Below are 20,869 nucleotides of genomic sequence, written 5' to 3'. Positions count from 1 at the left end.
GCTGAACGGCCTCCATGCAAACCCGGTAGATACTCCATGAAGCCCCTTCCATATTTTGCTGCGGTTGCCCTGATCGTTGCCGCCCATTCCGCCGTCTTCTCTTCCGCGTTTGCCGCCGACCCGGTCTTCCCGCCGGGCGCCAGGGTCGGCATGACGCCGCTGGTCGGCCTCAACAAGGCGAGAGCGTTCATCGGATTCGAGACCGAGGATCAGGGCGTCAAGGTCCTGGTCGCGGACCTGCCGGCCGAGGCCTATGGCGAGGTCGCCAATGCCTTCAAGGCCAACCCGGGCGGCACCGGCGGCATCAAGCCGGAGAGCATCGAGACATCAGCAGGACTTGGTTACTACACGGTCGAAAACGGCAAGGATGGCTCAACCAATGTGCGCCGCTATTCGATGATCCTGCCCGGCCCTACCTTCTCCGGCTATGTCGCCGTTCAGGTGCCGGAGAACGCCTCGAAGATCTATACCGACGATGCCGTGCGGCAGATGTTCGCTTCCGCCAAGATCCGCAACGAGGTGCCGGTCGAGGAGCAGCTCGGGCTGATGCCGTTCAAGATGAGCGAGCTCTCGAGCTTCAAGAACATCCGCACGTTGGCGCCGGGCGCCGCCCTCATTCTCTCCGATAGCGACGAAAAGAAGGGTTTTGAGATCGCGCCCTTCATGATCATCGGCCTGATCGGCTCGACCGCGGCGTCGCCCGACGATCGCGGCCGCTTCGCCCAGCAGATCGCGACCACCATTCCCGGCGTGCGCGACGGGCGGATCACGATGTCCGAGCCGGTCCGCATCGACGGCCAACCCGGCTACGAGACGCGGATCGACGCCATCAGCGGCAAGGACAATACGCCTGTCACGATCGTGCAATGGCTGCGGTTCGGCTCCCAGACCTCGATGCGCATCATCGGCTCGTCGCCGCGCGACGACTGGAGCAAGGCCTTTCCGCGCTTCCGCGCCGTGCGCGACGGAATTCATCCGCGGGGCTGAATGCGAAATTTGCGGCCCGCGCCGCAATTTCGAGCTTTCGTTCGTACACACATGGAACTAGCCTTGCCTCCTGTCGGGTTCGCAACAGGGGAGACGCGCTATGCTTTCTCGCAGGCTGGTTCTGACAGGTATCGGCGCGACATCGGTCGCTGCCCTCGCACCAGGAGCACTCATGGCCGCACCGATCAAGCCGGATAACGCTTCCGCGCTCATCGTCATCGACGTGCAAAATTGCTTCCTTCCCGGCGGCAGTCTCGCGGTCAAGGACGGCGATCAGGTCGTTCCCGTCATCAACCGCATCGCCAAAGGCTTTGCCAATGTGGTGATGACGCAGGACTGGCACACGCCGGGCCATGTCTCCTTCGCAACATCCCACTCCGGCAAGAAGCCGTTCGAGACGGTCGATCTTCCCTACGGCAAGCAGGTGCTGTGGCCGGATCATTGCGTCCAGGGTACCGAGGGCGCGTCGCTGTCGAAGGATCTCGCAATCCCGCATGCCGGGCTCGTGATCCGCAAGGGTTTCAACAAGAACGTCGACAGCTATTCGGCCTTCACCGAGGCCGACGGCAAGACCTCGACGGGGCTCGCCGCCTATCTGAAGGCGCGCAAGGTGAAGCGGGTGTTCCTCGCCGGCCTAGCCACCGACTACTGCGTGGCATGGAGCGCACTCGACGCGCGCAAGGCCGGCTTCGAAACCTATGTGATCGAGGACGCCTGCCGCGGCATCGACCTCCAGGGCTCGCTCGCCAAGGCCTGGGCCGACATGACCAAGGCCGGCGTCAAGCGCATCCAGTCGGGCGATATCGCGGCGTAAGGCGCGTCAGCTTCAGAGGCCTGGAATGTCCGATCCGGCGGCTCCGTTCGCGTTCGAGATGATCCGTCGTGCGCCGTCACAGCGCATGGCCGGCCTGATCTCGGGATTGACGGGCTATCGCGAAACGGCGCGTGGCCGGTTTTTTCAGCGCGAAATCGCGGGCCTGGTGGTGCCGCTGATCATCAGCTTCGGCACGCCGTTCCTGATCGCGCTCGGGCGCGATCCTGACGCTGATGACCGGCAGCCGAGTTTCGCCGCCGGACTTTATGCCGGCCCGGTTCACATCGAATCCGATGGCGGCGCCGAATGCGTGCAGGTGGATTTCACGCCGCTCGGCGCCTATCGCTTCTTCGGCGGCGCCGTCGTCGATCTCGCCGCGCGCATGGTCGACATCGGCGAGGTGCTGGGCCACGAAGGCTGGCGACTGCGCGAACGGCTTGGCGCGACATGCAGCTGGCAGGATCGCTTCGATTTGGTCGAGGATTTTGTAGCTAGCCGTGCCAGCCATCTGCCTTCTCCCGAGATCGCATTCGCCTATGGACAGCTCACACGCAGCGCGGGCGGCGTGCGTATTACTAGGCTTGCAAGCGAGATCGGCTGGAGCCGCAAGCATCTGGTCGATCGCTTCCGGGCCGAAATTGGTTTGTCGCCGAAGCCGGTCGCCCGCATGATGCGCTTTCATGAAGCGTGCCGGCTTGCGCGGACGGAAACCGCAAGCGGCTGGGCCTCCATTGCGGCCGAAAGCGGTTATTCCGACCAGGCGCATCTGGCCCGCGAATTTGTCGATCTTGCCGGCGAGACGCCGACGGCCTGGGCCCGGCGGCTGACGCTGATCGACAGCCGCCTGACGCGGCCGCTCGAGGCGCTAGCTGCGTAGCCCGTCGGGTAACAAATCTTCAAGCCGGAACTGGAGCACTAGGGCATAGTTGGCGCAGTAGAGCAGCCAGCAAGGAGTTGCCCGTGACCAGTCCAGGCCAAAGCGAAGCGCCCCGCCTCTATCCAACGATGCGCTGCCGGGATGCCGAGGCCATGATCGGGTGGCTGAAGGACGTGGTTGGTTTCACCGAACGCGTCGTCTACCGCAACGGCGGCATGATCCATCATGCCGAACTTGCCTATGGGCCCTCGATCCTGATGTTCGGCCAGAGCAGGGACGATGAATATGGCAAGCTTGTCGGCGATATCGGTGGTCGCCGCACGGATGCGATTTACGTCGCCGTCGACGATCCCGACACGCTGCACGCCAAGGTGAAGGCGGCCGGCGGGCGGATCGAAATGGAGCTGCGGGACACCGACTACGGCAGCCGCGACTTCGCCTGCCGGGATCCGGAAGGCAATCTCTGGAGTTTTGGGACGTATCGTCCGAAAGCGGACGAGAAGCCGCTGTAGGTTTTCGGCTTAGCTCGCCACGTCCGCCGCCGGCGCGGCCTTGGCGCCGCCCTTGGAGACGCCGACCAGCGCCGGGCGCAGCACGCGTTCGCCGATCATGAAGCCGGCCTGGACGACCTGAACCACCGTGCCCTGCGGCACCGACGGATCGGGCACTTCGTACATCGCCTGCTGGAAATTCGGATCGAACTTCTCGCCGGACGGATCGAACTTCTTGACGCCGTTCTTCTCCAGCGTGTTGAGCAGCGAGCGCTCGGTCAGCTCGACGCCTTCGATGAAGGCCTTGATGCCGGGATCGGCGGTCTCTTTCACGTCGGCCGGGATCGCATCGAGCGCGCGCTGCAGATTGTCGGCGATCTCGAGAATGTCGCGGGCGAAGCCGGTGATGCCATAGGCGCGCGCGTCGGCGACCTCCTTGGCGGTGCGCTTGCGCAGGTTTTCCATCTCGGCCAGCGTGCGCAGCATCTTGTCGCGCGCTTCGGTCGCTTCCTTGACCAGCAGCTCCACCGATCCTTCCTCGGGATCGTCGGGCATGATGTAGGGCTTTGAGACCACGGGCTCGCCCGTCTCTGCCGGGTTTGCCGTGTTGTCATTCGGCCGCTTGGGATCGGTCATAAGGCTGCCTTCTCAAAAAACGCGTCTGGCTCAATGGGGATTTGCTGCGGGGGATATCGTGCTTTAGAGGCGGAAAATCAAGCACAACCGCGCCGGATATAAGGCCAATTCGCCCCCGGGATCAGCCACCCAGCATCCGGCTGACGATCCGGGCGGCATAATCCACCGTCGGAATCACCCGTGCATAATTGAGCCGGGTCGGCCCGATCACGCCGAGAACGCCGACGATGCGGCCCGACGCGTCGCCATAGGGCGCGATGATGGTGGAGGAACCGGATAGCGAAAACAACTTGTTCTCCGATCCGATGAAAATCCGCACGCCCTCGGCGCGCTCGGCGCGGCCCAACAGATCGATAACGCCGCGCTTGGTCTCGAGATCGTCGAACAGCGATTTGACGCGTTCGAGATCCTCCAGTGCGTGCAGATCTTCCAGGAGATTGGCGTGCCCGCGCACGATCAATTGGCGCTCCTCGTGTTCGCCGCCGGACCAGCTCGCAATGCCCGCCTCGATCACCTTCTGCGTTAGTTGATCGAGCTCGACGCGGCTCTGCGCCATCGCGTTTTCCAGCTCAAGCCGCGCTTCGGCCAGCGTACGGCCGCGAATCCGCGCGTTGAGGAAGTTGCTCGCCTCGGTCAACGCCGACGAGGGAACGCCGGGCGGCAGCGCCAGCACGCGGTTTTCGACCTGGCCGTCTTCGCCGACCAGCACCACCAGCGCGCGCTCCGGCTCCAGCCGCACGAATTCGATGTGCTTCAGCCGCGAATTGGATTTGGCAGTGAGCACCACGGCGGCCGCCCGCGTCAGGCCGGACAGCCGCGTCAGCGCTTCGCCGAGCGCGGCCTCGACCGATTGCGCGCGGCCGACGGATGCAAGCTGGCTCTGGATCGATTCCCGTTCCGGTTCGGTAAGGTCCCCGATCTGCATCAGGGCGTCGACGAAGAACCTCAGGCCGAGTTCGGTCGGCAGCCGCCCGGCCGAGGTATGTGGCGCATAGATCAGCCCGAGGTGCTCGAGGTCCGACATCACGTTGCGGACCGAAGCCGGTGACAACGGCACCGCGATCAGGCGCGAAATGTTGCGCGAGCCGACCGGCTCGCCGGTGGCGAGATAACTCTCGACGATTTGCCGAAAAATGTCGCGCGACCGCTCGTTGAGCTGAGCCAGCCCGGCATGCGGCGCGATCAGTCCAATCGGATCGTGGTGGGCCACTAACTCTTCCTCCCAGCACCCCTAATTTGTCCATCCGGGGCGCCGATGACAAGCGCGCTCTGTTCATGGCGTTTTCCGGCAGAATGGCCGCAATTCTCGTGAAGAAAGCGCGTCAAAACATCATGAAATTGCAGGCAAAAGCCCTTGCCGCTGCCCGTTCCCCCTCCTACAAGCACCGCGAACGAATTTTCGCCTCGTTTTCGAAAGGATTTCCCATGCGGCCAAGCCGCCGTGCGCCCGATCAGTTGCGCCCCGTGTCGCTGGAACGCGGCGTGGTCAAATACGCCGAAGGTTCCTGCATGGTGAAGTTCGGCGACACCCATGTGCTGGTCACGGCCACGCTGGAAGAGCGGCTGCCGCCCTGGCTGAAGGGTCAGGGCCGCGGCTGGGTCACGGCCGAATACGGCATGCTGCCGCGCGCTACCCTTGAGCGCACCCGCCGCGAGGCCGCCGCCGGCAAGCAGGGCGGCCGCACCGTGGAAATCCAGCGGCTGATCGGGCGCTCGCTGCGCGCAGCCGTCGACCTCGAAGCGCTTGGCGAGCGCCAGATCACGGTGGACTGCGACGTGATCCAGGCCGATGGCGGCACCCGCACCGCCTCGATCACCGGCGCCTGGGTGGCGTTGGCCGACTGCATCGGCTGGATGAAGAGCCGCAACATGCTGAAAGCGAACGTTTTGCGCGACAACGTCGCCGCGATCTCCTGCGGCATCTATCAGGGCACGCCGGTGCTCGACCTCGACTATGCCGAGGATTCCGAGGCCGAGACCGACGCCAATTTCGTCATGACGGGCGATGGCCGCATCATCGAGGTGCAGGGCACCGCCGAAAAGACGCCGTTCTCGCAGGACGAGTTCCTGGCGCTGATGGAACTGGCGCGCAACGGTGTCGCCCGTCTGGTGGACCTGCAGAAGCTGGCTGTCGCGTAATTCACAAGAGGTCGTCATAACACGTGGATGGCCGGGACAAGCCCGGCCATGACGGAATACAAATATCCATGGCTCAGCACCGTCGAATCACCGGCCGGCTCGTGATCGCGACCCACAATCCCGGCAAGCTCGCCGAGATGCGGGAATTGCTGGCGCCGCACGGCGTCGAGGCGGTTGCCGCGGGCGAGCTTGGCCTGGGCGAGCCCGAGGAAACCGGCAAGACGTTCCGCGCCAATGCCGCGATCAAGGCGATCGCGGCGGCAAATGCCGCGCAATTGCCCGCCTTCGCCGACGATTCCGGCCTGGTCGTCGATGCGCTCGATGGTGCCCCCGGCATCCACTCGGCGCGCTGGGCCGGCGAGGGCAAGGATTTCATGGCGGCGATGACCCGGATCGAGCGCCTGCTGCAGGAGCGCGGCGCGACCACGCCGGACAAGCGCAAGGCTCACTTCGTTTCCGCGCTGTGCGTCGCCTGGCCCGACGGCCATATCGAGGAGGTCGAGGCACGGGTCGATGGAACTCTGGCCTGGCCGCCGCGCGGCACCGCCGGTTTCGGCTATGATCCGGCCTTCCTGCCCGATGGGCATGACAGGACCTTTGGCGAGATGACCTCGATCGAAAAGCACGGCCTGCCACCGCTCGGCCTTGGCCTGTCGCACCGGGCGCGTGCCTTCGTCAAACTGGCGGAGATCTGCCTTGGCTAGTCGCGAGCGACCACGCCTCAAAGAGGCCTTCGGCGTCTATGTGCACTGGCCGTTCTGCCTGTCGAAATGCCCGTATTGCGATTTCAACAGCCATGTCCGCCATGCGCCGATCGACGAGCAGCGCTTCGCGCGCGCCTTCGCACGCGAGATCGAGACCACAGCGGAGCGCGCGCCTGACAAAACCGTCACCTCGATCTTTCTCGGCGGCGGCACGCCGTCACTGATGCAGCCGCAGACTGTCGGCGCGATTCTCGATGCGATCGGCAAACACTGGCGCGTCGCCGGCAATGTCGAGGTCACGCTGGAGGCCAATCCCACCAGCGTCGAGGCGACACGGTTTCGCGGCTACCGCGCAGCCGGCGTCAACCGCGTCTCGCTCGGCGTACAGGCGCTCGACGATGCCTCGCTGAAAGCGCTGGGACGGCTCCATACCGCGCGCGAGGCGCTCGATGCCGTCGCCATCGCACGCACTGCGTTCGATCGCTACTCGTTCGACCTGATCTATGCCCGTCCCGAGCAGACGCCGCAGATGTGGACGGATGAACTGAAGCTCGCGATTTCGGAAGCAGCCGAGCATCTCTCGCTCTACCAGCTCACGATCGAGGAAGGCACGCCGTTCTTCGGCCTGCATGCCGCGGGCAAACTTAAGACGCCGGACGAGGCGCTGGCGCGCGCGCTGTACGACGTCACGCAGGACGTCTGCGCCGCGCATGGACTGCCAGCCTACGAGATTTCCAATCACGCGCGCGAAGGCGCGGAGTGCCAGCACAATCTGGTCTATTGGCGCGGCGACGAATATGCCGGCATCGGACCGGGCGCGCATGGCCGCCTCGACATCGATGGCATCAGGCACGCGACCGCGACCGAGAAGCGGCCGGAGGCCTGGCTGATGCGCGTCGAGGCCAAGGGCCACGGCGTCGTCACCGACGATGACCTGAACAGCGAAGAACGCGCCGACGAATATCTGCTGATGGGATTGCGCCTCGCCGAAGGCATCGACCCCAAGCGCTATGCGGCCTTGTCCGGCCGCGCGCTCGATCCGGGCCGGATCGCCATCTTGCGCGAGGAAGGCGCGATCTCCGTCGACGCCGATGGCAGGCTGCGCGTGACCAAGGACGGTTTTCCGGTGCTCGACGCCGTGGTGGCGGACCTCGCCGCGTAGCGAACAACCGTAGCCCGGATGGAGCCAACGGGTCGCGCGAATGCGCGCCCGATGACAGGCTCCGCGCAAATCCGGGGACAGTGTGCCCGCTTGCGAGAGCGTCCCGGGTTACGCTTCGCTCCACCCGGGCTACGCAATCATAAAGGTTTGACAAGCCAACACGCGGGATCTCGCGCAGCGCTCGCCCATTTGTGCTAGATCAGTTTCGCCCGCCACTTTCTGAATGACGATCGTGAACGACCGGACCATTCCCCCGCCGATCCATGATCCTGAACTCGACCGCCGCGTCAAAGACGCCGGCGCGAGCAAGACCGTTTACGCGCTCGTCACGCCGGAGACGGAAGCCGCCAAGCATTTCATCCTTGGCAATGCGACCGCCGGACCGGATGCGGCTCGCCGCCACCATCTCGAACAATTCCGCGACGCCTGGACCGGCAAACAGTTCGCCTCGCATGAAGCCTTTCTCGAACGCTGGATGGCGTGGGCATCGCCTGTCATCGCGATCGACGCGGCCGGCTTCCCCTGGCGTTATCCGACCGGCGGCGGCAGCGAGGCGTTGTTTCATGTCATCACCGCCTATGGCAACCGCGCCCGCGTCGAGCGCTTCAATCCGGAGGTGCATGTCTTTGCCGGCGAGTATGAAGGCCACAAGGCCTATGCCGAAGCCTGCGGCGTCGCCGTCGTCGAGCATCCCCGTGCCGACTGGCAGGCGGTCGGCCGTGCGTTGCCCGCAACCGCGCTGTTCTGCCTCAGCCAGCCGTCCGCCATCGACGGCAATGTGTGGCGCGAGGCAAACGACTTCCTCGCCTTGCTCGCGACCGGGGCGAAAGAGCCCCGCGTGTTGCTCGACGTCACCTATGTCGGCTCCATCGCCGAGCAACCCGCTACGCGAATTGCAGCCAACAGCCCGTCCGTGCAGGCGCTCGCCTTCAGCCTGTCGAAGCCGTTCGGGGTCTATTACGACCGCATCGGCGGCGTGCTGTGCCGCAAGGCGATGCCGAGCCTGTTCGGCAATCAATGGTTCAAGAACCTGACCTCGCTGCAGCTCGGCCAGGTGCTGCTCGATCGCCACGACGTGTTCGAACTGCCGCGGCGTTACAAATCCGTTCAGCACGAGGCCGCGGCGCGCGTCGGCCGCCGCCTCGGCCTGTCGCTGTCCGCGTGCGACGTCAACGTGCTGGCGCAGGCGGACGTCAGCGCGGCCGCCGACCGCGCCCTCGCCGCCTTCCTGCGCCGGCCGACCGGCGATCCCAACGCACCGCTCAGGCTGTGCCTGACGCCGACCATGGCCGAAATGATCGGCACGGCCGGACCGATCGCGATTCCCGGAGTCGCGCCATGAAGAACGCGATCATCCTGACGGACCGTGAGGAGATTCATCGCCACGTGCACGGGCTCTGGCGCAGCGCGCCGATCCGCGCCTCGCATGCCGAGCGCGGATTCATTCACGACATCATCGAGCAATTCGCCAATCTGCCGCGGCTGTTCTGCGATACGACCGACGACCGGCTGGAGCGCGCGCATTTCTGTTCATGGTGGGGCGTCACGATGAACCGCGCTTACGACAATCCGGCGATCGAAGATCTCTATCGTTTGCACGAGATGTTCCACGCGGCTTTCATGCCTTATTTCCCCGGCATCGGCTTCGACGCCTTTCACCGCAAGATGGAAGATAACGAGCTGAAGGCCAGCGTCTGTTCGGAGATCCGCGTTTACTTCGAGCTGCCGCATTTGCGCGAGATCGCCTTTCCGCATCCGATCTATGCCGACCGCTTCCTGTCCGATCCCGCGATGCAGACGCTCTGGCGCGCGAACAAGCCGGTCGCGATCGAAACGCTGCAGGAAGCACGGCGCGACGTGATGTTTTCAAAACCCGAGCACGAGATGGATCTGACGGAGCGCTGGATCCGCCGCTTCGCGCTGCAGAACCGGCAATGGTCGACCTGCTGGTACGATCGCTACGGCGAGATAGAGCAGCATATGTTCGCGTTTCAGATTCGATCGCTGCAAGGCGACCGCTCGGGCGCCATTGCCGAGCATGCCGCATGGATCGAGGCGCAGGTGGCGCAGGATGCGGACGATCACATCCCCTATCGCCAGGAGGCCGCGCTGTTCGCCAACATCTACTGGAGCAACCGGCGGCGCTACGAAGCCGAATTCGCGAGCGCGACGAAAACTGGCTAAAAGTTACGCTCCAAAACTCTTCGGCGAGCCGGCGACCGGCGTGCTGCCGCCGCTGGCGACCTTCATCACCGCAAGGCCACGCTCATTGGTGCCGTCGGAGCGGAATCGGAACAGCCCGTCGGTGCCGGCAAAGCCGGACGGGTTGGTCAGCGTCTCCGAGGCGAAGCGCTGGCCGCCCTGCTGCTTCGACAATGCGGCGACGAGAGCGACCGCGTCATAGGCGAGGGTTGCGGTGCGCACGGGATCGCTGCCGTATTTGGCGCGGTAGCGGCCGGCGAAAGCGCGGAAGCCCGATGGATCGGGCGCGGCATAGAGCCCGCCCTGCAGCGGCGGGCTGGCATAGACCCGCGGGTTGTCCCAAAGCCCGGTGCCGAGCAACTGGATGTTGCGCAAGTTCGCGCCCGCTGCGGTCAAGGCATCCGCCGACGCCACGACGGATTCGCCGTCATCGGCGATGAACAGCGCGTCCGCCGAGCCCAACGACTGCGCCACGGTCCGCGCCGCCCCGGCACGATCGGCGGCATATTTCTCGAAAGCGACGATGCGCCCCTTGCGGCCGACCGCCTGCTTGAACGCTGCTTCCACCACATTGCCATAGGCATTGTCCGGCAGCAGGGCTGCAAAGGATTTCTTCCCGATGCTGGCGGAATAGTCGACGATCCGGTTGACGTCCGATTCGGGCAGGAAGCTGAGCAGATATACGCCGCGTCCGGCAACGCTCGAATCAGTCGAGAACGCGATCACGGAAACGCCCTTCGCGCGCGTCAGTTGCGCGGTCGCCGGCACCGAGGCAGCGAACAACGGGCCCAGGATGATTTCCGCACCCTCGCCAAGCGCCTGCTGCGTCACCTGCTGGGCGCCTTGCGGGAGACCGCCGTCATCCTTGATCAGGAGCTGGATGTTCGGATTCTGGAATTCCGCCAGCGCCATTTCGGCCGCGTTCTTCATCGATTGCGCGGCAACGCCGGCATTGCCGGCGGCCGACAGCGGCAGGATCAGGCCGACCTTGACCTGTCCGGCGCCAATCGCGACCGGCTGTTGCTGCGGGCCTGGGGGTCCCTCGGGCGCGGACGGACCGAACGGGTTGGAAATCGGACTGTTGCCGGCGCAGGCGCCGAGCAGCGGCGCGCCAAGTATAAGACCGAGTGCGGTCCGCCGGGTCGGTCCAAACGGACGAAAATCCGGGGATCCAGGCTTGCGATTGAGAGGGCCTACCATCTTGTCTCTTCTCTTGACCGACCGCCGTCGGTCAGGACCTCCGCCCCACAACGCGAAGGTAGATTCAGCATATTGTCTGCGAATAGTTAACTAAAACAAAAGGATTACACCCCGCGCGGCGCATGGCCGTTGCCGGAAACATCGACTTGCCCCGCCCCACCGCGATGTGGCGCCGGGCTCGCGGGCGCTCTAGAATTGTCATTATGCGCGCAAAACCCAGTTCCAACTACGGCCCTGACACCGAACCGGGTTCGGCCAACAGAACATTTTTGATTGGCGGCCACATCCTGAATGCGCCGAAGCCGGTTTCCGGCCTCTATCTGGTGGCAACCCCGATCGGCAATCTCGGCGACATTACCTTGCGCGCACTGGAGACCCTGGCCGGCGTCGACATCATCGCCTGCGAGGACACCCGCATCACCCGCCGCCTGATCGAGCGCTATGCGATTTCGGCGGAGCTCAAGCCGTATCACGAGCACAACGCGGCGATGGCGCGGCCGAAGATCCTGGAGCGGCTGGCGCAGGGCGCTTCCATCGCGCTGGTATCGGATGCCGGCACACCCCTGATTTCGGATCCCGGCTTCAAGCTGGTGCGCGAGGTCTCGGCCGCCGGCCACGCCGTGATCGCGGTACCCGGTGCATCCTCGGTGCTCACAGCGCTTTCGGTTGCAGCCCTGCCCACCGACCGGTTCTTCTTCGAGGGATTTTTGCCGGCCAAGCAGGTCTCGCGGCGGACTAGGCTCACAGAGCTTTCCCGCATCGACGCCACGCTGGTGATGTTCGAATCCGGCAATCGCGTGCAGGAGACGCTGGCCGATCTCTCGGAAATCATGGCGGGCCGCGACGCCGCGATCTGCCGCGAACTCACCAAACTGCACGAGGAGATTACGCGCGCGCCGATTGCAGAACTGGCGAAGGCCGCCGATACGCTGGAAACCCGTGGCGAGTTCGTGCTCGTCCTCAGTCCGCCGCGAAAGGACGCCGACGTCATGACCCAGCATGACCTCGACGATCTCCTGCGCGCCTCGCTGGCGCGCGAAAGCGTCAAGGACAGCGTGGCGCATGCGGTCGAGCTTTCGGGACGGCCACGCCGCGAGGTCTATGCCCGCGCGCTTGAGCTTGCGAAGGAAGTCAGGGGCGGCGATGGCGAAGACTGACGGCATTCCGCCCGACGCGGCCGCCAAGCTTGCCGCGCCCGAGCGCGTCGCTGCCTTCCGCACCGGACTATCAGCCGAAAGCCGCGCCGCGGCCTTTCTGATGGCCAAGGGCTACCGTATCCTCGCCAAGCGCTTCCGCACCCCCTATGGCGAGATCGACCTGGTGGCGAAGAAGCGCAATCTGGTTGCTTTCATCGAGGTCAAGGCACGAGCCACCCTCGACGACGCCGCTTATGCGGTCACCCCACGCCAGCAGGCGCGCATCATCAATGCCGCCCAAGCCTGGCTGATGGCGCATCCCGAGCATGCCGAATTCGAGCTACGATTTGACGCCGTCCTGATTGCGCCGCGCCGTCTGCCACGCCATCTGTTAGCGGCATTCGACGCCAGCACTTAAAACTCTTATCTTGGACGCGTTTTCTTGACGCGAACCGGTACCCACTTCGCTTGAAAACGCTATGACCCTCCAGAGACCCGGAACTTCCCTATGAAACTGAATGTCGCTGTCCAGATGGATCCCATCGCGCGTATCAACATCCGCGGCGATTCGACCTTTGCGCTGCTGCTGGAGGCGCAAACGCGCGGCCACAGCCTCTCCTACTACACCCCCGACAAGCTTTCGCTGCGCGGCGAGGAGTTGGTGGCGCCGGTGCAAAGGCTGACCGTCCGCGATGAGATCGGCGACCATTTTACGCTGGGCGAGCCCAAACGCGAGTCGCTCGAGGCTTTCGACGTCATCCTGTTGCGGCAGGACCCGCCCTTCGACCTCGCCTACATCACCTCGACTCATTTCCTCGAGCGCATCCACCCGAAGACGCTGGTGGTGAACAATCCGGCCTCGGTGCGCAACGCGCCGGAAAAACTGTTCGTGATGAATTTTCCGCAGTTGATGCCGCCGACGCTGATCTCGCGCGACCTCGACGAGATCAATTCGTTCCGCGACCAGCACGGCGCCGTCGTCATGAAGCCGCTGCACGGTCATGGGGGAGCTGCCGTTTTCCGCGTGATGCCGCAGGACATGAATTTCGGCTCGCTGTTCGACATGTTCTCGGTGACCTTCCGCGAGCCCTGGGTGATCCAGCGCTTCCTTCCCGAGGTGAAGCACGGCGACAAGCGCATCATCCTGGTCGACGGCGAGTTTGCCGGCGCGGTCAACCGCGTCCCCGCGGCCGATGACCTCCGCTCCAACATGGTCCGCGGCGGCGCCGCGCAGGCGACCGACCTCTCGCCGCGCGAGCGCGAAATCTGCGACACGCTGGGACCTGCTTTGCGCGAACGCGGATTGCTGTTCGTCGGCATCGACGTGATCGACGGCAACCTCACCGAAATCAACGTGACGTCGCCGACCGGCATCCGCGCGATCCAACGGCTCAACGGCCCTGACGTCGCCGGCAAGATCTGGGACACCATCGAGAAGAAGCGCGCCGGGAAATAATTTTCAACTCGCGCCCTATCGACCAACCAATTTCCCCGCGCCCGTTTCGCGCCCCATCAGGAACTTGGGCGGCCGGACGAATGGCGCGCTGGCTGAATGGAACCGGCGGAGAGAGTCGTGGCGCCGCTCTGCTGCGCCGTCGGCAACGGCCCGCGGGATTCCAGAACGTCTATCGCCATGTGATCCAGTACTCTATCATCATACGGCCATTCTTTGGACAAGACTGCACGGAGCGTCGGCGCATGGTCGACCGGCTACCTGCGGATGACATTGGGCGGAAAGGGAAACGCCAATGAACTCCACACCTACTCCGAAAGAAACTGATGCCCCAATCGCGGGCGCCGATGAACGGCTCGCGCATGCTCACGAACAGATCAAGCGCGCGGATGAACAGCTCACGCGGTTGACCGAACAGCTTGCAAGAATGGAGCGCGATGACGCGCATCCGCCTTCGGCCCAACCCGCCTCGCAATCACCGCCTGCGCCATCACCGGAAAAAAGGCCGGCGCTCCGGACGCTTGTTGCCTTGCCCGTGGCAGCGTGCATTGTTGCCGCTGCCCTGGTTTGGCAATCGTCCTATGGCGGTGGGGACAAGCAGGTTGCCGCCCGTTCAGCGCCGCAGCTCGTTTCAACGCCCGCATTGCCGCCGGAAAATCCGCCGCTTGCCGCCGAGCCCGCTCCATCCACCGTTCAAGTGGCCGCGGCGGAGCCAGCAGCATCATCACAAGCATCGCCACCGCAAGCGGCACCGCCACAGGAAGCACCTCCGCAAGCACCAACCCTGGCTCAGGCCGCACCGCCGCAAGACGCCTCGCCGCCAACCACCGCGGCGCCTCCCGACCAGACACAGCTGCTGCAAACGATCGTGCGCAACCTCGCGAACCTGGAGCGAAACATCGAGCAGCTCAAGGCGAACCAGCAACAAATCACCAGTGACAATTCAAAGGCCATTGGAGAGCTGAAGGCGAGCCAGGAAGAGATGAAACGCGCGCTCGCGAAGGTTTCCGAGCAAAGCCCGCCCAGGGCGTCACCGCCTCCGGCGAAGCCGGCCCCGACCTTCCGCAAGCCGGAGCGGTCGCCGCAAGCGAGATCGCGGCCTCGATACCCAAGGGAGTGGATCTACGACGATTGGTAGTCGTCGACGCGGTGATCATCCGAAAATCCCGTCCTGCAACGCCGGCGCGAAAATCCGGGATGCCATCGAAAAGAAGCGCGGCGCCACATAACGCCGTGCCACCCGCATTTTCACATCCCTGTTGTGGCGTGTCCTCCCACTTGCCAATTTCGGGAAGCGGGCGCAGCCTGTCGCCACGGATGAATCCGTCCGGGCACATGCTGTAATTCAATAAAGTCAGTGGGAGGAAGACGCATGACGACGAATCTTTCGCGACGGTCTTTGCTTGCGCTCGGCGCAGGACTCGGAATGGGTCTCGGCGCCTCAACCATGCTCGGCGGCAGCGCACTGGCCAAAGCGCCCAAGCTCGCCACGCAGACCCCCTACTGGCACCGATTCAATCTCGGCGACGCCGAGGTCACCGTGGTCTCTGACGGCCCACTGCCGCTCGGCGATCCCTCCGGTACGTTTACCGGCGTGCCGAAGGAAGAAGTGAAGAAGATGCTCTCCGACAACTTCCTCAACCCGGACAATGTCGTGCTGGAGCAGAACTCGCCGGTCGTGAACACCGGCGACAAGCTGATCCTGTTCGATACCGGCATGGGCACCTCGAAGGCGTTCGGGCCGACCACCGGTCAGCAGCAGAAGAACCTCGCGGCGGCCGGCATCAAGGCCAGCGATATCGACGCCGTGGTTTGCTCGCACGCCCATATCGACCACATCGGCGGCCTTGTCGGCGCCGACGACAAGCCGCTGTTCCCGAATGCGCAGGTCTACATCGCCCAGAGCGATTTCGATTTCTGGACCGACGAAGGCAAGCTCGGCAGTCCCTTGAAGGATTTTATCCTCCACGCCCGCAAGAACCTGATGCCGGTGCGCGACCGCATCGTGTTCATCAAGGACAATCAGGAATTTTTGCCCGGCGTCACCGCGTTATCAGCGCCCGGCCATACCGTCGGCCACACCATCTACATGGTGAGCTCAAAGGGCAAATCCTTCTGCTTCCTCGGCGATCTCTCCCATCACGCCGTGCTGCTGCTGGAGAAGCCGCGGATGGAGTTCTCCTACGACAGCGATCCGAAGCAGGCAGCGAACTCGCGGGTGAAGATGCTGGACATGCTCGCCGCCCAGAAGATCCCTGTCATGTCCTATCACTTCGCCTGGCCGGGCTTCGGCCACGTCGCCAAGAACGGCGACGGTTTTAGATATTATCCCGAGCCGATGAACATGCAGCTGTAAAGACGCCCCGATGCGGGGCCGGCCGATCACCGGCCCCGGATCGTCAAGCTACTGCCACAGGAGCGCAGCTTCGTAGACCGAGTCGATCGAAAAAGACGCGCCTTAGGAACCATCGCGATCCGCCGAAATTGGTTTCCTCTTAAGCGAAGAAGCCGGCAGCGGAACTTCCGGCCCTCGGCGGCAGGGACGCCAACAACGAACAAGACCAGGGCAAGATGCCCGAGAGCAACATAAGCGTCAGGCCGCAGGGCCAATCGGCTTTCAAGCCGAACCAATGAGGCCCGCGTCTCGGCCGCTTGGCAGCCAGTTTGGAGGCCCGGCACATGACCAAAGACATGATAGCGATCAGCGCGGGAATGCTCGTCGTTGGCCTGGCCGTATGGAGCCTGCGCGACACCCCGCCCAATCCGAGCCCGGAGAAGACGCAGGCGGTGCGCATTCTCGCCGACGATCCGGCGCTGAAGCATGTTTCCGAGAGCAGCCCATACATGAGAACGGAGCGCTGAGGGACGGCAGCTCCCGGCCGGAATGTGTCCACGCCCCGAGGTTGTGCCGGTCTGACAGGCAGACGGTGCAGACAGGATCGTTTGCGTCTATGTTCCCCCAATGTTCTTGACTTGCCCTCCGGTTCCCCGCTACCTTCGATTGCGTCACGAGGGGCGAGATGGTCGCGCGGGTATCTACTGTAGCCTTTGAAGGCCCGCGCGGTCGACGTGCAGGTGCAGGTCGCGCCCGGCCTACCGGCGTTTGCGATCGTCGGCCTGCCGGACAAGGCGGTGTCGGAAGCGCGGGAGCGGGTCCGCTCAGCGCTGATCGCCTCGGGTCTGGCGCTCCCTGCCCGCCGGATCACGGTCAACCTCGCACCGGCCGACGTGCCGAAGGAAGGCAGCCATTACGATCTGCCGATCGCGCTCGGCCTGATGGCTGCGATCGGCGCGATCCCGCCGGATGCGCTCAACGGCTTTACCGTGCTCGGCGAGCTCGGGCTCGATGGATCGATCGCGCCGGTCGCAGGCGTGCTGCCGGCTGCGATCGGGGCGAACGCGCGCGAGGAAGGGCTGATCTGTCCCGCCGCATGCGGCTCGGAAGCGGCCTGGGCGAGCCCGGATATCCAGATCATCGCGGCCAAATCGCTGATCCAGATCGCCAACCATTTTAAGGGCACGCAGGTGCTGTCGCGTCCGCAGCCGCGCGTGCACGAGCAGGAAGCAACCCATCTCGACCTGCGCGATATCAAAGGCCAGGAAAGTGCAAAGCGTGCGCTGGAGATTGCCGCAGCCGGCGGACATCATTTGCTCAGGTGGTGTCGTCAATGGGAATTTTGGATCAGATTTTGGGGCCCCCTTGGGGCATGGTACCGTTTTGGCTGGAGCTCGGCCCCTCTGGCTTCAAAAATCGAGGGCTAAAGCCGTCGGCAGCAGCCTGCCTTCATCCGGCTCGCGCCGGTGCAGCATTGGTCTGTCGCAACCGAGGGGAGGCCGCGCCGCATTGGACGGGATACCCGTACCAGCCGTTCTTGAAGTTATTCGTCGTCGCGAAGGCGGCGTAGCGTTCGCGGCTCCCGAGCCGGAAGGGTGGCAGAAACCATCTTTGACGGAAAATCACAAGAAATTGGCAACCCGAGCAAGACGATCAAGCCTTACTGCCTACAAGTCGCTGCGAGACCCTCAACGGGAAGCCAACGCTATGCAAGGCTTGCAAGGCGATCTGCCAATTGTGTTCATTACCGTCGTGGCCGCATTCCTCGCCGGTCTTTGCTGCGAACGTCTTCGCGCGGAGCTGGCACGTCGAGCGTGGCGTCGGAGGAGAGGTGAAGGCGGGGTGGAGGCGGGAGCAGCTCCTGTCACCGACCCCGCAGAGCAGCTTCGCCTGGTCATGGGTGCTGTGTTTAAGAAGCGCCGCCTCCTCTCACGGTCGGAGGCCCAGGTTTTGTACGCCGCCGAAAAGGCAATCAACATTGCGGACCTCCAGTGGCGCGTGATGGCGCAAGTTAGCTTGGGTGAGGTTCTCTCCTCCCCGGATGCGCGGGCCTACAGTGCGATCAACAGCAAGCGCGTCGACCTTCTCATCGTCTCCCGCAGCGGCGATCCGATTGCGGCTATTGAGTACCAAGGATACGGCCACTACCAAGGAACTGCTGCAGCGCGAGATGCCGTTAAGAAAGAGGCACTGCGAAAGGCCGGGGTCCGGTACATCGAGGTTACGCCCGAGAGTGGCGCCGAGGACATGGCCCGAGAGATTTCGCGGATAGCGCAAGCAGAAAGTGCCTCACCAACCGTTCCGTTGCGGACGAACAGGTGACTTTCTTCAATGGCAATTTTTGCGCTTTCCGTGTGAAGCGTCTCCTTACAAGAAACCTGGTCCGCGCCATTCCTCACGCCCGCCCATCAGGTGCCCGGCGTTCAGCGTCAGCACATGATCTACTCAGTGGCAAATGTCATGCACATGCGCCCCGTCGGTGCTATGCGTTTTGGGTCTATGCTGGCGCTTTCAAGTTCCTCGACTTCAAGGCCGCCGCTGCCCGGCTCACAGCAATAGCCGTAATCCGAGCCCCAAGGCTGTGGGTCAGTTTGGTTGTGGAGACGGGAACTGAGGAAGCCCAACCAGCGTCCTCTGCCTCCTAACATTTGCATTCATGCTGTGGATGTTCCATCACCCCGAGCTGACGCAATAACCGCTTCACTGCCGGGGGCCGCCTGCCTTCAAGGTCTTCGTCGTCTCCTCGGCTCACGGCAGCGGTGTGCGTCCTTGGTTGCACTATGGTTCAGTTGAGCCGCAGTGCGTCCCTTGGGTATCCTTCGGTCAAATCAGGTAGGGGCTGCCTCCGTGGATTGGACTTACGTGTTTTACGCCGCGCTGTTCGTCGGCGCGCTCGCGATATTCGGTGATGTCATGGCGCTCGGTGCGATGATCGGTCTGGGCTATCAGGTAGTACAGTGGCTTCAGACAGGTAAGTGGCCGTCATACACGCTCGGCTCTCAACTCGGTATTCCTGCGGACTTCCAGCCAACGCATTGGGCCATCGTGGATCGATTGATCCACACCGTTCTGTTCGACGTTGAAGCCGCATTCGTCGTGCTGATCTGCGCAGGGATGGCGCTGCCACTCAAGGAGTGGCTGGAGCGAGACACGCCACCAGCTAGGCGGCCTGTGGTGAAGCCCTCAGGAACCTCTGGTGTCACCGCTGGTGCTCCTGCATCCCCTCCCATCCCCGCCCCCTCTGCAATAGCGAGTAGTCCTTTGCCACCTCCTGCTCTTGGAATGCTGGGCCGCCTTGGTGTTTTCCTCGGCTGGCTATTCAACGCCGTTGCTCTCATCTGCGCAGCGCCGGCCGTCCTGATCTTCGTCAATGGGCGCGGTGATCCTACCCTCGCGTGGGCGCTCCTGGCGGTTGCGGCTGCAGTCTGGTTGTTCGGTCGCGGTGTTCGCTACGTCTTCGTTGGTCCCCGGGAGACGCCCGGGCCTGCCAAGGAGTTCGTGGAACGCTTCGCTGCTCCGAATGTCCCGGTGCGTCAGGCCTTCCGCTCCTCCGAGGTCCCGACCGTCCCTGATCCTCCGCGGCAGCGCACTGTTCCGAGCGTCCCTCCGCCTCCCGCCGCGGGTTCCCGGGGACCGTGGGACCGTGCATAGGAGCGTGGGGCTGAAGATGCGCGCGTTGATGTTGGTGCTGTGCCTTGTGTCCCTTTCCGGCTGCATGGAAAGGGAGGACGCAGGCGTGAGGGCGGCCAAGATGGAAGCTCAGGATGACGCTTCGTGCAGGGGGTTATCGGCAGGCAAAGGCGCGGATGCCTATCAGCAGTGCCGCCGGAACCTGCTCTACTATCGGCAGCAGGCGCAGGTGGAGGAAGCGCAAAGGCAGGCTCGCAGTGACGCGGCAGCAGACGGCTTGATAGCGGCTGGGCGGTCGCTGCAGAGCATTGGACGTTAGGCGCGCGCCCTGACATCAGAGGCGGCATGCCGGCCCCTCGCCCCCGGAGGCCACCGAAGCGTAAGGCCGCGCCGCCCCGCTTACTGCAGATTCTCCAATCGGGGCCTGCGAGGTCCGCAGGGGAAAAAGGCCGTGAAACATATTTCACGTCACGTGAAACGTTGCGTTATGAGAATTGGAATTATAGGATTCTTCCTACTCAGAATGACGGGGGAAATTCTTGAGACAGCCGAATGCGTTATCGAAAACGATTCGGCGAGGTGCTGAAGTCAGCATTACAGCGAGTGCGCCGCTGCCGCTCGGGGCGCGTGAAACACATAAGGATTTTGGGCATTTCCGATACGGCTTAGCCGGTCGCGTCGGATTCGAGTTCTTCACCCTCGATGGTGGAGAAAAAGGACCTCCGCCCGGTTGAGAGCGGAGGCCAAGTCTTGGACAGAGACGTTACATAGCAGTCGCGGTGTGGTTCCGGCGCGAGCCGGGCCGCCCGCGGCAATGCTCCGTTACGAACTCAAGCCGCCCCTTGCGAAAGCGGTAGTACGACCGGACGTAGACCGGCCGCGGCAGAGAACACGAAAGCATTTACTTCTCCATGGCGGGGTATGGTCCCCGCTGCCCCGAAAGCGCACCTGCGCCCCGGGCCGTGTCAGGGCTGGGCGTCGGTTGGAGAAGCCGCGTCGATTCGCGTCTTGCCGCTCGTAATTTACATCGATTCTCGTCCCGTCCAGCATTTGTTCCGCGGTTATCCTGCAGTATCCACTGGAGTGCACAGGTAGGCGAAGTC

At 63.8% G+C, this 20,869-nt stretch carries 20 protein-coding genes and 1 pseudogene; 18 read left to right on the top strand and 3 right to left on the bottom strand.

Annotated features, from left to right (window positions below; all coding sequences use genetic code 11):
* The first annotated feature begins 36 nt into the window (after positions 1-36).
* From ACH79_RS10860 to ACH79_RS10845, 4 genes are all read left to right on the top strand, one after another.
* Positions 37-987 (top strand): hypothetical protein, encoded by a 951-nt coding sequence (locus ACH79_RS10860; protein ID WP_161851021.1) that lies wholly within the window; start codon positions 37-39, stop codon positions 985-987.
* Between the two features lie 100 nt (positions 988-1,087).
* Positions 1,088-1,801 (top strand): bifunctional nicotinamidase/pyrazinamidase, encoded by a 714-nt coding sequence (gene pncA, locus ACH79_RS10855; RefSeq protein ID WP_161851020.1) that lies wholly within the window; start codon positions 1,088-1,090, stop codon positions 1,799-1,801.
* Between the two features lie 25 nt (positions 1,802-1,826).
* Positions 1,827-2,678, top strand: a complete 852-nt coding sequence (locus tag ACH79_RS10850) for an AraC family transcriptional regulator (RefSeq protein ID WP_161851019.1) — start codon at positions 1,827-1,829, stop codon at positions 2,676-2,678.
* A gap of 128 nt (positions 2,679-2,806) precedes the next feature.
* Positions 2,807-3,190: a VOC family protein gene (locus ACH79_RS10845; protein ID WP_161856308.1), complete on the top strand. Its 384-nt coding sequence runs from the start codon at positions 2,807-2,809 to the stop codon at positions 3,188-3,190.
* A 9-nt stretch (positions 3,191-3,199) separates the two neighbouring features.
* Here ACH79_RS10845 and grpE read toward each other — a convergent pair whose 3' ends face one another.
* Positions 3,200-3,805 (bottom strand): nucleotide exchange factor GrpE, encoded by a 606-nt coding sequence (gene grpE, locus ACH79_RS10840; protein ID WP_161851018.1) that lies wholly within the window; start codon positions 3,803-3,805, stop codon positions 3,200-3,202.
* Between the two features lie 121 nt (positions 3,806-3,926).
* Entirely contained in the window at positions 3,927-5,015 is a 1,089-nt protein-coding gene (gene hrcA / locus ACH79_RS10835; RefSeq protein ID WP_161851017.1) for a heat-inducible transcriptional repressor HrcA, read from the bottom strand.
* A 215-nt stretch (positions 5,016-5,230) separates the two neighbouring features.
* Here hrcA and rph point away from each other — a divergent pair, with 215 nt between their 5' ends.
* The 5 genes from rph to ACH79_RS10810 all read left to right on the top strand — a co-directional run bounded on the left by rph (position 5,231) and on the right by ACH79_RS10810 (position 9,994).
* Positions 5,231-5,944: a ribonuclease PH gene (gene rph / locus ACH79_RS10830; protein ID WP_161851016.1), complete on the top strand. Its 714-nt coding sequence runs from the start codon at positions 5,231-5,233 to the stop codon at positions 5,942-5,944.
* Between the two features lie 68 nt (positions 5,945-6,012).
* The gene (rdgB, locus tag ACH79_RS10825; RefSeq protein WP_161851015.1) at positions 6,013-6,648 is read left to right on the top strand and encodes an RdgB/HAM1 family non-canonical purine NTP pyrophosphatase; all 636 of its coding nucleotides are present in this window, start codon (positions 6,013-6,015) and stop codon (positions 6,646-6,648) included.
* A complete protein-coding gene (hemW, locus tag ACH79_RS10820) occupies positions 6,641-7,810 on the top strand; it encodes a radical SAM family heme chaperone HemW (RefSeq protein ID WP_161851014.1) in 1,170 nt (389 codons plus the stop codon). The genes rdgB and hemW overlap by 8 nt, the downstream gene beginning before the upstream one ends.
* Before the next feature lie 232 nt (positions 7,811-8,042).
* Positions 8,043-9,152 (top strand): aminotransferase class I/II-fold pyridoxal phosphate-dependent enzyme, encoded by a 1,110-nt coding sequence (locus ACH79_RS10815; RefSeq protein WP_161851013.1) that lies wholly within the window; start codon positions 8,043-8,045, stop codon positions 9,150-9,152.
* Complete coding sequence (locus tag ACH79_RS10810) at positions 9,149-9,994, top strand: hypothetical protein (RefSeq protein WP_161851012.1); 846 nt, start codon at positions 9,149-9,151, stop codon at positions 9,992-9,994. Before ACH79_RS10815 ends, ACH79_RS10810 begins: the two co-directional genes overlap by 4 nt.
* A 3-nt stretch (positions 9,995-9,997) precedes the next feature.
* On the opposite strand, the gene ACH79_RS10805 is transcribed toward ACH79_RS10810, so the two are convergent.
* Positions 9,998-11,212, bottom strand: coding sequence for a penicillin-binding protein activator (locus tag ACH79_RS10805; RefSeq protein ID WP_161851011.1), 1,215 nt, complete (start codon positions 11,210-11,212; stop codon positions 9,998-10,000).
* Positions 11,213-11,415: 203 nt separating this feature from the next.
* On the opposite strand from ACH79_RS10805, the gene rsmI reads away from it, so the two are divergent.
* From rsmI to ACH79_RS10760, 9 genes and pseudogenes are all read left to right on the top strand, one after another.
* The gene (gene rsmI, locus ACH79_RS10800; protein ID WP_161851010.1) at positions 11,416-12,369 is read left to right on the top strand and encodes a 16S rRNA (cytidine(1402)-2'-O)-methyltransferase; all 954 of its coding nucleotides are present in this window, start codon (positions 11,416-11,418) and stop codon (positions 12,367-12,369) included.
* Positions 12,356-12,766 carry a YraN family protein gene (locus tag ACH79_RS10795; protein WP_161851009.1) on the top strand — a complete coding sequence of 137 codons (411 nt, stop codon included), beginning with the start codon at positions 12,356-12,358 and terminating at the stop codon, positions 12,764-12,766. The genes rsmI and ACH79_RS10795 overlap by 14 nt, the downstream gene beginning before the upstream one ends.
* A gap of 90 nt (positions 12,767-12,856) precedes the next feature.
* Positions 12,857-13,804 carry a glutathione synthase gene (gene gshB, locus ACH79_RS10790; protein ID WP_161851008.1) on the top strand — a complete coding sequence of 316 codons (948 nt, stop codon included), beginning with the start codon at positions 12,857-12,859 and terminating at the stop codon, positions 13,802-13,804.
* Positions 13,805-14,444: 640 nt separating this feature from the next.
* Positions 14,445-14,939: a hypothetical protein gene (locus tag ACH79_RS10785; protein ID WP_161851007.1), complete on the top strand. Its 495-nt coding sequence runs from the start codon at positions 14,445-14,447 to the stop codon at positions 14,937-14,939.
* A 234-nt stretch (positions 14,940-15,173) separates the two neighbouring features.
* Positions 15,174-16,157: an MBL fold metallo-hydrolase gene (locus ACH79_RS10780; RefSeq protein ID WP_161851006.1), complete on the top strand. Its 984-nt coding sequence runs from the start codon at positions 15,174-15,176 to the stop codon at positions 16,155-16,157.
* Between the two features lie 323 nt (positions 16,158-16,480).
* Complete coding sequence (locus ACH79_RS10775) at positions 16,481-16,663, top strand: hypothetical protein (RefSeq protein WP_161851005.1); 183 nt, start codon at positions 16,481-16,483, stop codon at positions 16,661-16,663.
* A 158-nt stretch (positions 16,664-16,821) separates the two neighbouring features.
* Positions 16,822-17,455 (top strand): annotated as a pseudogene (locus ACH79_RS10770) (magnesium chelatase domain-containing protein); the annotation flags it as partial.
* 190 nt (positions 17,456-17,645) lie between these two features.
* Positions 17,646-18,458: a DUF2726 domain-containing protein gene (locus tag ACH79_RS10765; protein WP_161851004.1), complete on the top strand. Its 813-nt coding sequence runs from the start codon at positions 17,646-17,648 to the stop codon at positions 18,456-18,458.
* 525 nt (positions 18,459-18,983) lie between these two features.
* Complete coding sequence (locus tag ACH79_RS10760) at positions 18,984-19,787, top strand: hypothetical protein (RefSeq protein ID WP_161851003.1); 804 nt, start codon at positions 18,984-18,986, stop codon at positions 19,785-19,787.
* Positions 19,788-20,869 lie beyond the last annotated feature (1,082 nt).

Origin of the sequence: Bradyrhizobium sp. CCBAU 051011 (assembly GCF_009930815.1) — a bacterium.
Classification (GTDB): Bacteria; Pseudomonadota; Alphaproteobacteria; order Rhizobiales; family Xanthobacteraceae; genus Bradyrhizobium.
Note: the sequence above shows the minus strand (reverse complement) of the source record. Positions and strands in the feature narration are given on the sequence as shown.